The following is a 10,963-nucleotide window of genomic DNA, read 5'->3' on the forward strand; positions in this document are numbered from 1 at the left end:
AGCTCCCACAGGGTCAGAGCGGCAGGTGCCGGCTCAACAACGCCCGCAACGCCGCCGGCTTCACCGGCTTGGCCAGGTAATCCAGCCCCGCCGCATGCACCTGCGCCACCATCTCTGGCCGTCCATCGGCACTGATCACCACACCCGGAATCGGCTCCGCCAATTGCGCCCGTAGCCATCCCATCAGATCGGTGCCGGTTTCGCCGTGGTCGAGGTGGTAATCCACCAGGGCCAGTTGCGGCCGTACGCCCTCCGCCAGCAGCGCGGCACATTGCGCCTGGTCGCGGGCAGTCCAGACTTCACAGCCCCAGCGCGTGAGCAAGCTGCGCATGCCGATCAGGATGCTTTCTTCGTTGTCCACACACAGCACCTGGGCGCCGCTCAGCGGTTGGCCGCTTTCGAGCGCCGGCTTGGCGGGTGCACTGACCTGGGTGCGCGCCAACGGCACGCGGACGCTGAAGACACTGCCCTTGCCGGGCCATGAGCGCACGCTCAAGCGATGCCCGAGCACGCGGCACAAGCCGTCGGCAATCGCCAGGCCCAGGCCCAGGCCCTTTTCCGCGCGGGTCTGATGGCTGTCCAGGCGTTTGAATTCTTCGAAGATGACTTTCTGCTTGTCCTGGGGGATGCCGGGACCACGGTCCCACACCTCCAGGCACAACTCTCCGCGACGGCGCCTGACACCCAGCAGCACCGGCCCGTCGGCATAGCGGAACGCGTTGGTGAGGAAGTTCTGCAATACCCGCCGCAGCAACTTGATGTCACTGTCCACCCGCAAGCGACTGCCCCGCAATCGGAAGCGCAAACCCTGCTCCTGGGCCAGCGCCTTGAACTCGGCGCCCAACGTATCAAACAGTTCGTTGAGCACGAAGGGCTGGCGCTGCGGATTGATCTTGCCGTTTTCCAGGCGCGAGATATCCAGCAGGTCGCTGATCAGGTCTTCCGCCGAACGCAGCGAACTGTCGAGGTGCTGCACCAACTGCCGGGCATCGGCCGACATGCCGTCGTTCTGGTGGGAGAGGGCGGCGGAGAACAGCCTGGCGGCGTTCAACGGCTGCATCAAGTCGTGACTGACCGCCGCGAGGAACCGGGTTTTTGACTGGCTGGCGGTCTCGGCGACACCCTTGGCGTCGGTCAGCGCGACGTTCAGTTGGGACAGTTCATGGGTACGCTCGGTCACCCGCTGCTCCAGCCCTTCATTGGCCTCGGTGAGTGCCTGCTCGGCTTCGCGGAACGCAGTGATGTCGGTGAAACTCATGACAAACCCGCCGCCCGGCATCGGGTTGCCGATCAGTTCGATCACCCGGCCATTGGGAAACAGCCGCTCGGACGTGTGCGCGCGACCCTGGCGCATCCAGTGCAGGCGGCGCGCCACGTGCACTTCGGCCTCGCCCGGGCCGCACAGCCCGCGTTCGGCGTTGTAGCGAATAATGTCGGCAATCGGCCGGCCCACGCTGATCAAACCGTCGGGGTAATTGAACAGCTCCAGGTAGCGCCGGTTCCACGCCACCAGCCGCAGGGACTGGTCCACCACGCTGATGCCCTGGGTGATGTTTTCGATGGCGCCTTGCAACAGCGCCCGATTGAACTGCAGCACTTCCGACGCTTCGTCGGCGATGCGTACCACGTCCTCCAGCTGCATTTCCCGGCCTTCAATGGCGGCTTTCACCACCGCCCGGGTCGATGAGGCCCCCAGCACACCGGCCAGCAGGCGTTCGGTGTGGGCGATCCAATCGTTGTCGGCGTTCTGGTTGGGGTTAAAGCCTTTGCCCTGGCGGTAGGCGAAACGCACGAAACTCTGGTGAGCCCGTTCTTCACCGACAAACCGCGCCGCGAGGCTGAGCAAATCGTTGATCTGCACCGAGAGCATCGAGCGGGCGCTGGCCCGTTGGCTGATTTCCTGGCCGATAAAGCGCCCGGCCTGCCAATGCTCCGACACCCGCGTGCGCGAGAGCATCGAGACCCACACGAACAACGTGAAGTTACCCGCCAGGGAAAATACGGTGCCCAACGTCAGAGAAGTCACCGATAGACCCAACGGGTGTGAATGCAGCCACGTCATGCCGGGGAAAAGGCTGAACGACCAGCCGAGACTTTTCGCGGTGACCGGTAGGACCAAGGTGTAGAACCACAGGAACGTACCCGCCGCCAACCCGGCAAATACCCCGCGTCGGTTGGCCTGTTTCCAATACAGCGCACCCAGCATCGCCGGTGCCAGTTGGGTCACGGCGGCGAAGGCAATCTGCCCGATCGTTGCAAGGCTGGCAGAGGATCCCAGCAGCCGGTAACTGACGTAAGCCAGCAGCAGGATGATCACAATGCTCACCCGACGCACCGACAACATCCAGTGACGAAATACCTCAAATGGCCGTTCTGCGCTGGAGCGGCGCAGCAGCCAGGGCAACAGCATGTCGTTGGAAACCATGGTCGACAACGCGATGCTTGCGACGATCACCATGCCCGTGGCCGCCGAGGCACCGCCGATAAACGCCAGCACAGCGAGGGCCGGATGGGCTTCGGCCAGCGGCAGGCTGATCACGTAGGAATCCGGCAATACCGAACCCGGAAGCATCATCTTCCCGCCGAGGGCAATCGGGATCACAAACAGCGCCGCCAGGATCAGATAGGCCGGGAACACCCACTTGGCCAGGCGCAGGTCCTGAGGGTCAATGTTTTCGACCACGGTGACGTGAAACTGCCGGGGCAGGCAGATGATCGCCATCATGGCTACGCCGGTTTGCACCACCATCGAAGGCCAGTTGACGGTTTCTTTCCAGTACTCCTCCAGCCGTGGCGCGAGCATCGCCTGGCTGAACAAGTCTTCGAAACCGTCGTACAGGCCGTAGGTCACAAACGCACCCACGGCGAGAAACGCGAACAGCTTGACCAGGGATTCAAAGGCAATCGCCAGCACCATGCCCCGGTGGTGTTCCGTGGCGTCCAGGTTGCGGGTACCAAACACAATGGTGAACAACGCCAATACCAACGACACGATCAGCGCTGTGTCCTGGGAGCGGGTGCCGGTGGTATCGGTGCTGGCACCGATCAGCAGGTTCACCCCCAGCACGATGCCTTTAAGCTGCAAGGCTATATAAGGCAGGACGCCCACCAGGCAGATCAGCGCCACCACCACCGCGAGGGATTGGGATTTGCCATAGCGGGCGGCAATAAAGTCGGCGATGGAAGTGATGTTTTCCTGCTTGCTGATCAGCACCATCTTCTGCAGGACCCACGGCGCGAGCACCAGCAGCAGCACCGGTCCGAGGTAGATCGGTAAGAACGCCCACAACTGTTCGGCCGCCTGGCCTACGGCACCAAAGAACGTCCAGCTGGTGCAATACACCGCCAGCGACAGGCTATACACCCAGGCACGCATGCGCGGTGGCAACGGCGCGTGGCGACGGTCACCGTAGAAGGCGATGGCAAACATAATGGCCATATAGGCCAGGGCAACGGCGGCGATCAGCCCGCTGGACAGCGTCATGAGAACTCCAGACATAAGAACGCCCGGGCATTCCCGGCCCGGGCGAACAGTCTCGCATGATGCTTGGCGTTAGTCAGTGTCGACCAAGGTCGGAGCGTGGTGTGATGTCGCAGCTTTGCCTTACGCGCTGAAACCGCCGTCGATGGTCAGGCTGGCGCCGGTGATATAGCCGGCTTCAGGGCCCACCAGGTAAGCGACGAAACTGGCGACTTCTTCCACATGGCCATAACGGCCGACGGCCATGAAGCCGATCAGGCTCTCGGCGAAGTCACCGCTGGCCGGGTTCATGTCGGTATCCACCGGGCCTGGCTGCACGTTATTAATGGTGATGCCACGTGGCCCCAGGTCCCGTGCCAGGCCTTTGGTCAGGCCTACCAGCGCGGATTTGCTCATGGCGTACGGGCCACCACCGGCAAATGGCATGCGTTCGGCGTTGGTGCTGCCGATGTTGATGATGCGGCCACCTTCGCCCATGTGCCGCGCGGCTTCCTGGGTGGCCACAAACACGCTGCGCACGTTGATCGCCAGGGTGCGGTCGAAGTCTTCCAGTTTGAAATCTTCCAGCGGGCCGACGGCCAGCACGCCTGCGTTGTTGACCAGGACATCCAGGCGTCCGAATGCCTTGACGGTGGCGTTGACGGCGCTGCGAATGGCGTCGGCGTCGGCGCTGTCGGCATGAATCGCCAGGGCTTTGCCGCCTTCGCTGATCACGCTGTTCTGCAATTCCTCGGCCTTGGCGGCCGAGCTGACGTAGGTAAAGGCGACGGCTGCGCCCTGGGCGGCCAGGCGCTTGACGATGGCGGCGCCGATACCGCGGGAACCGCCCTGGATCAAGGCGACTTTGCCGCTGAGGTTCTGTGTGGTCATGTCGTTCTCCAAAAGGTGTGTTGAGGTTGGAGCCGAGTATCGACCTCACCCGGCGCGCCCGGTAGACCGTGATTGCTATAGTCTGTGTAAACCAAAAGTTTAGAGTGGGGCGATATGGAAAGCTTTGGCAGTATCGAATGCTTCGTGCGCAGCGCCGAAGGCGGCAGCTTTGCCGAGGCCGCCCGGCACCTGAGCCTGACCCCGGCGGCCGTGGGCAAAAGTGTGGCCAAGCTGGAGGCGCGCCTCGGTGTACGGCTGTTCCAGCGTAGCACCCGGCGCCTGACCCTGACGGAAGCCGGCAAACTGTTCCTGGAGGAAGTCAGTGGCAGCCTCACCACCATTCAAAACGCCGTGGCCAACCTGGCCAGCGCCGAAGGCCGGCCGGTGGGCACGCTGAAAGTGAGCATGGGCACGGTGTTCGGCAACCGTTATGTGGTGCCGTTACTGGGGGAGTTTCTAAAGCGTTTTCCTGACATCAACCCCGACTGGCATTTCGATAACCGCCAGGTGGACCTGATCGGACAAGGCTTCGATGCGGCGATCGGCGGTGGTTTTGAACTGCCCCAAGGCGTGGTCGCGCGCAAGCTGGCACCGGCGCACCGGATCCTGCTGGCTTCGCCGGCATACCTCGCCACACGCAAGCCGGTGATCTCGCCCGAGGACTTGTCGCTCTGCAACGGTATCCTGATCCGCTCACCGCAAACCGGGCGCATACGTTCCTGGCAACTCACCCACCGTACGCGCGAACAACGCCCGTTGGTGCTCAGGCCGCGCATGACCATGAGTGACTCCGGCGCCGCCTGCTGCGCCAGCGCCCAGGGCCTGGGGATTGCGCTGGTCAGCATGCCGATGGCCGTACCGTATCTGGACAGCGGCCAACTGGTACGGGTACTGCCCGACTGGTACGTCGACGACGGCAATATCTCGTTGTACTACGCCGAACACAAACTGCTGCCCGGCAAGACCCGGGCGTTTGTGGATTTCATCCTCGAGCAGTTTGTCGAGCGCGAGCTGGGGCAACGGTTCAGTGCGATCTAGGAACGCCCCGGCCATCCAATCACTTTTTTCGGCCTCGGCGTCGCATACGTGCGGATCTTCGAGGTCGACAGGCCCAACCGCACCAATCCTTCGGCAATCGTCACTGCCGCCGTCACGCCGTCCACCACCGGAACCTTGGTGCGGTAGCGAATCTGTTCATCCAGCCCGGCCATGCCCCCGCAGCCCAGGCAGATCACTTCGGCCTTGTCTTCGCTGATCGCCAATTCAGCCTGGCGCACGATGGCTTCCATGGCGCGCAACGGGTCTTCTTCCAGTTCCAGCACCGCCATGCCGCTGGCCCGTACCGATGCGCAACGCTGATACAAGCCCGCCAGCTTCAGCCGGTCCTCGATCAGCGGCACGGTGCGGTCCAGGGTGGTCACCACCGAATAGGCGTGGCCGAGGAACATGGCGGTGCTGGCGGCCGCTTCGGTGATGTCCACCACCGGCACATTGAGCAACTCCTGCAACCCTTCGCGGCCATGCTCGCCGTACCCGGCCTGGATCACCGCGTCGAACGGCTGGTCGTAGGCCATCACTCGGTCCATCACGGCAATGGCCGCCAGATAGCTTTCAAAGTTGCCCTCCACCGATTCGGCACCAAAAAACGGTGTCAGCCCGACGATCTCGGTGCCCGGGGACGCCACCGCCCGCGCCTGTTTGGCGATGGCCTCGGTGATGGATTCGGTGGTGTTGACGTTGACCACAAGGATGCGCATGGAATGTCCTTACTTAATGACTGACGTTATCGACTGCAATGCTTTCGCCGCTCACATCGGCGTAATACGGCTGGCGTTTGGCAAACAGCAGGTACAGCAGCCCTGCAATACCGGCGCCAATCAGCCAGGAGAAGGGCGACACGTGGGCAAAACCGGGCAGCAGCGCGAGGAGAATGGCGATCACCGCCGCAGGAATAAACGCCGCCACCGCGCGCAGATTGACGCCGCGGCTGTAGTAATAAGCGCCATTCGGGTCTTCGCTATACAGCTGCGGCACATCCACCTGGCTTTTGCGGATCAGCCAGTAGTCGACCATGATCACGCCGTACAACGGCCCCAACAGCGCGCCCAGGCCCGAGAGGAAATACACGATCACCAACGGGCTGTTGTAGAGGTTCCACGGCAGGATCAGCACCGCCACGGTGGCGCTGATCAGCCCGGCGCGGCGGAAGTTCAGGTACTTGGGCGCCAGGTTGCTCAGCACAAAGGCTGGTGCGACGAAGTTGGCCATGATGTTCACCGCCACGGTCACGATCAGGAACGCCAGGCAACCCAGCACCAGGAAGAAGGTGTTTGGAATTGCCGCGATGATTTCCGTGGGGCTCTCGATCACCCGGCCATTGAGGTGGAACTGCCCGCCGCACAGCAGTACGGTGATGGCGGCGAACACCAGGATATTCACCGGCAGGCCCCAGAAGTTGCCGACCTTGATGGTCTTGCGGCAGGGCGAAGAGCGGGCGAAGTCGCAGAAATTCAGGATCAGCGTGCCGTAGATCGCCAGCCACAGCGCGCCGCCGGCGAAGATATTGCGCCACATTTCGCCACCGCTCAGCGGCTCGCGGATCGACCAGGCGATCTGGCCGCCCGCCTGAAAGTACATCCAGCCGGCCAGGGATGCCACGGTCAGCAAAATCACCGGCCCGGCGAACGCTTCATAGCGACGTACCATCTCCATGCCATAGGCGAGGATGGCCAGCTGCACAAACCAGATCGCCACGAAACACGCCCAGCCGAGGCTCGACAAGCCGAGGATTGAGTTGTGGTCGTAGTCGGCAAAACCTGGATGAACTGCCGTCAACAGCACGCGGAAAACCACCGAGGCGAGGTAGGTCTGAATCCCGAACCAGGCGATCGCGATCACCGCGCGAATCAGCGCCGGAATCTGCGCGCCATGGATGCCGAAACTGATGCGGCTGATCACCGGAAACGGCACGCCGGTCTTTTGCCCCATGTAGCCGGACAGGTTCATGAAGAAGTACACCAGCGCCGCGCCGATTCCCAGGGACAGCAGAATCTGCCAGCCACCGAGGCCCAGCGCATACAGGCCAATGGCGAAGGAATAGTTGGCGATGTTGTGCACATCGTTGGTCCACAGGGCAAAGATACTGTAGCGGCCCCAACGTCGACCTTCGGCCTTGGTAGGCGCAAGGTCCTTGTTGTGCAGGCGCGGGCTGAGTACCAGCGGGCCGGGGCTCGCGGCCTCGGGGTTCAGGGTGGAGGAGGGCAGATCCAGTGCGATGTTATTGGAGAGACTTGTACGCATTCCGGCAGGCTCCTGGACATCAGCAGGCGGTTGGCTGAGGTCAAAGTGTATGTATATTTTTTATTAATTGTATACAAAGTGTGTTTTGCCTTAAGCCACATGCGTGCCAGATTTTCGCCTGGGAAAATGTCGGGGGATTTGGTTTTTAGAGTGATTGGAAATAAACAGCTGAATTTAAAGCGATATAAATTGACCGATTGAACAGCTATTTATTTTGTAGCGCGGGGACGGGACGGGATTTAAGCGGAGGTGCTACGCAGGAGGGTGTAACTTTTCGGTGCAGGATTTTATAAGTGCACACAAAAATGGCACCGATGGTGACATTTCTGTGTACAGGATTCTGAATCTAGCGTTACGCCTTGCTGATGATGTTTCCCGCGTGCAACCCGCATTCCTTCTGGGTTGCTTCTTCCCACCACCAACGGCCTTCGCGTTCGTGCTGGTTCGGCAGTACCGGGCGGGTGCAGGGCTCACAGCCGATGCTGATAAAACCGCGCTCGTGCAGGCTGTTGTACGGCAACTCCAGCATGCGGATGTAACCCCAGATCTCTTCGCTGGTCATTTGCGCCAGCGGGTTGAACTTGTACAGGGTGCGTTCCGGTGTGGAGAAGGCGCTGTCGATTTCCAGCGCGGCCACCTGGCTGCGGGTGCCTGGGCTCTGGTCGCGGCGCTGGCCGGTGGCCCAGGCGCTCACGCCGGAAAGCTTGCGGCGCAGCGGTTCGATCTTGCGCACGCCGCAGCACTCGCCATGGCCGTCCTTGTAGAAGCTGAACAGGCCCTTTTCCTTGACGAAGGGTTCCAGCTTGCTCTGGTCGGGCGAGATCAGCTCGATGTCGATCTTGTAGAACTCACGCACCTGCTCGATGAACCGGTAGGTCTCCGGGTGCAGGCGGCCAGTGTCGAGGCTGAACACCTTGACGTTCTTGTTCAGCTTCCAGGCCATGTCTACCAGCACCACGTCCTCGGCACCGCTGAAAGAGATCCACAGGTCGTCGCCAAACTGGCTGAACGCCAGCTTGAGAATGTCCTGGGCGGATTTGTTGGCGTAAGTCGCGGCGAGTTCTGCGACGTCGAAGGCTTGGTTCATCAGGACGGTTCCTACAGGTCAATGGCGCTGAGCGCTCTATAGGGGGGCGATGGTAACAAAATCCCGCCTGCGTTGCGGCGGCCAGCGTGAATCGCTAGAGTTCGGCAGTCCTTTTGCTCGCTCAACTCAATAACTTTAAATGGGAGTGTCTTGTGGAAATTGCCTGTCTCGACCTGGAAGGGGTGCTGGTCCCGGAAATCTGGATCGCCTTCGCCGAAAAAACCGGTATTGAATCCTTGCGGGCCACGACCCGGGACATTCCCGATTACGACGTGCTGATGAAACAGCGCCTGCGCATTCTTGATGAGCACGGGCTGAAACTGTCGGACATCCAGGAAGTGATCGCCACCCTCAAGCCCCTGGACGGCGCCATCGAGTTCGTCAACTGGCTGCGCGAGCGCTTCCAGGTGGTGATCCTGTCGGACACGTTCTATGAGTTCTCCCAACCGTTGATGCGTCAACTGGGCTTCCCGACCTTGCTGTGCCATCGCTTGATCACTGACGAGAACGACCGGGTGGTGAGCTACCAACTGCGTCAGAAAGATCCCAAACGTCAGTCGGTACTGGCCTTCAAGACCCTGTACTACCGGGTGATTGCCGCCGGTGATTCCTACAATGACACCACCATGCTCGGTGAGGCAGACCGCGGGATTCTGTTCCACGCGCCGGAGAACGTGATCCGCGAGTTCCCGCAGTTCCCGGCGGTGCATACGTTTGAGGACTTGAAGAAAGAGTTCATCAAGGCGTCGAATCGGACGCTGAGCCTGTAAGTCATGCGGCGCAGCTGACACCCTCATCGCAGGCAAGCCAGCTCCCACATTTTGATGTGTGAACCCATTCAAATGTGGGAGCTGGCTTGCCTGCGATGAGGCCTGTCCAGTCGCTACAGGCCTTCCAGCGTCTCCAACAAAACCCGCACCTTGGTCATCGACTCCTGGTACTCCGCCTGCCATTGCGAGTCCGCGACGATCCCGCCGCCGCCCCAGCAGCACACCTGCCCATCCTTGACCAGCAAGCTGCGAATGGCGATGGAGCTGTCCATCTCACCGCGCACGTCCAGGTACACCAGTGACCCGCAGTACAAGCCGCGCCGGGTCGGCTCCAGCTCGTCGATGATCTGCATCGCGCGAATCTTCGGGGCGCCGGTGATGGACCCGCCGGGGAAGCTGCCGGCGATCAGGTCGAGGGCGTCTTTATCGTCGGCCAGTTCGCCGGTCACGCTGCTGACCAGATGGTGCACATTCGGATAGCTCTCGAGGCTGAACAACTCCGGGACCTTCACCGAGCCGGTACGGCAGGTGCGGCCCAGGTCGTTGCGCAGCAGGTCGACGATCATCAGGTTCTCGGCTCGGTCCTTGGGGCTGGCCAGCAGTTCGGCGGCGTTGGCCGCATCTTCTGCAGGCGTTGCACCGCGTGGCCGGGTGCCCTTGATCGGGCGAGTCTCTACCTGGCGCTGGCTGATTTTGACGAAGCGCTCCGGCGACAAACTCAACACCGCGCCATCATCCGGCAAGCTCTGAAACCCGGAAAACGGCGTCGGGCAGGCTTCACGCAGGGCGCAGTAAGCTACCCACGGGTCGCCACTGCACAGTGCGCGGAAGCGTTGGGCGAAGTTGACCTGGTAGCAGTCGCCGGCCTGGATGTAGTCCTGGATGCGGGCGAGGGCCTGCTTGTAGGTTTCGGCGGTCACGTCCGGCGCCATTGGGCCTTGCAGCTTGAAGGTTGCCGGTGCGTGCACGGCCGGCTGGCTGAACAGGCTGATCAGGCGTTGCCGCTCGCTGTCCGCCAGTTTGGGGTGGAACACCAGTTGGCTGGTCTGCGCCTGGTGATCGCTGATCAGGGCCCAGGGGTACAGGCCAAAGCGCGCATCCGGCAGGTGCAGGTCGTCCACGGCCAAGTGCGGCAAGTGTTCAAGATGACGACCGAAGTCGTAGCTCAGGTAACCGATCAGGCCACCGGCAAATGGCAGCTCATAGGGCGCAGGAATGCTGGCTTCACCCAGCAACGTCAGGTTTTTCCGTAGGCGTTGCAGGAAATCGCTGCCGCTTTCGTCGGGTTGCACCGTCAGGGTTGCCTCGGGCCAGGCGCTCAGCAGGTCATACCGGCCACGGTCGGCAGCTGGTCGGCCGCTGTCCAGCAGCACTGCGCCGGGGGCATGGCGAATCGCTGCAAAGTATTCGGCAGGGTTGGCCCGGTAGGGCAGCGGGTGTACGGAACAGCTCACT

The 10,963-nt window shown here is 61.8% G+C and carries 8 protein-coding genes; 2 read left to right on the forward strand and 6 right to left on the reverse strand.

The genetic code is table 11. The annotated features are described in order from the left end of the window. Positions 1-13 precede the first annotated feature (13 nt). Together HKK54_RS18125 and HKK54_RS18130 are read right to left on the reverse strand one after the other, a co-directional pair. Complete coding sequence (locus HKK54_RS18125) at positions 14-3,484, reverse strand: hybrid sensor histidine kinase/response regulator (RefSeq protein WP_169387386.1); 3,471 nt, start codon at positions 3,482-3,484, stop codon at positions 14-16. Between the two features lie 120 nt (positions 3,485-3,604). Next, on the reverse strand, positions 3,605-4,351 hold the full coding sequence (locus HKK54_RS18130) for a 3-oxoacyl-ACP reductase family protein (protein ID WP_169387387.1): 747 nt from the start codon (positions 4,349-4,351) through the stop codon (positions 3,605-3,607). 114 nt (positions 4,352-4,465) lie between these two features. Here HKK54_RS18130 and HKK54_RS18135 point away from each other — a divergent pair, with 114 nt between their 5' ends. Then, entirely contained in the window at positions 4,466-5,389 is a 924-nt protein-coding gene (locus tag HKK54_RS18135) for a LysR family transcriptional regulator (protein ID WP_169387388.1), read from the forward strand. On the opposite strand, the gene HKK54_RS18140 is transcribed toward HKK54_RS18135, so the two are convergent. The 3 genes from HKK54_RS18140 to HKK54_RS18150 all read right to left on the reverse strand — a co-directional run bounded on the left by HKK54_RS18140 (position 5,386) and on the right by HKK54_RS18150 (position 8,738). After that, positions 5,386-6,108 carry an aspartate/glutamate racemase family protein gene (locus tag HKK54_RS18140; RefSeq protein WP_010176444.1) on the reverse strand — a complete coding sequence of 241 codons (723 nt, stop codon included), beginning with the start codon at positions 6,106-6,108 and terminating at the stop codon, positions 5,386-5,388. The two genes, HKK54_RS18135 and HKK54_RS18140, sit on opposite strands and share 4 nt — an antisense overlap. Before the next feature lie 13 nt (positions 6,109-6,121). Then, a complete protein-coding gene (locus HKK54_RS18145) occupies positions 6,122-7,651 on the reverse strand; it encodes an NCS1 family nucleobase:cation symporter-1 (protein ID WP_169387389.1) in 1,530 nt (509 codons plus the stop codon). 352 nt (positions 7,652-8,003) lie between these two features. After that, positions 8,004-8,738 carry a phosphoadenylyl-sulfate reductase gene (locus tag HKK54_RS18150; protein WP_010176442.1) on the reverse strand — a complete coding sequence of 245 codons (735 nt, stop codon included), beginning with the start codon at positions 8,736-8,738 and terminating at the stop codon, positions 8,004-8,006. Positions 8,739-8,890: 152 nt separating this feature from the next. Between HKK54_RS18150 and thrH the strand changes: the two genes are divergently transcribed. After that, entirely contained in the window at positions 8,891-9,508 is a 618-nt protein-coding gene (gene thrH, locus HKK54_RS18155; RefSeq protein WP_169387390.1) for a bifunctional phosphoserine phosphatase/homoserine phosphotransferase ThrH, read from the forward strand. A gap of 113 nt (positions 9,509-9,621) precedes the next feature. Here the strand turns inward: thrH and pabB are convergent, their stop codons facing one another. Beyond that, on the reverse strand, positions 9,622-10,962 hold the full coding sequence (gene pabB, locus HKK54_RS18160) for an aminodeoxychorismate synthase component I (RefSeq protein WP_169387391.1): 1,341 nt from the start codon (positions 10,960-10,962) through the stop codon (positions 9,622-9,624). Between the last annotated feature and the right edge of the window lies 1 nt (position 10,963).

Origin of the sequence: Pseudomonas sp. ADAK13, assembly GCF_012935715.1 — a bacterium.
Taxonomy (GTDB): Bacteria; Pseudomonadota; Gammaproteobacteria; order Pseudomonadales; family Pseudomonadaceae; genus Aquipseudomonas.

Bases quoted from the DNA above. Each gene is read 5' to 3' on its own strand.
- HKK54_RS18145 (WP_169387389.1), bottom strand. From the start codon at position 7,651: ATGCGTACAAGTCTCTCCAATAACATCGCACTGGATCTGCCCTCCTCC.
- HKK54_RS18140 (WP_010176444.1), bottom strand. From the start codon at position 6,108: ATGCGCATCCTTGTGGTCAACGTCAACACCACCGAATCCATCACCGAG.
- HKK54_RS18150 (WP_010176442.1), bottom strand. From the start codon at position 8,738: ATGAACCAAGCCTTCGACGTCGCAGAACTCGCCGCGACTTACGCCAAC.
- HKK54_RS18130 (WP_169387387.1), bottom strand. From the start codon at position 4,351: ATGACCACACAGAACCTCAGCGGCAAAGTCGCCTTGATCCAGGGCGGT.
- HKK54_RS18125 (WP_169387386.1), bottom strand. From the start codon at position 3,484: ATGACGCTGTCCAGCGGGCTGATCGCCGCCGTTGCCCTGGCCTATATG.
- HKK54_RS18135 (WP_169387388.1), top strand. From the start codon at position 4,466: ATGGAAAGCTTTGGCAGTATCGAATGCTTCGTGCGCAGCGCCGAAGGC.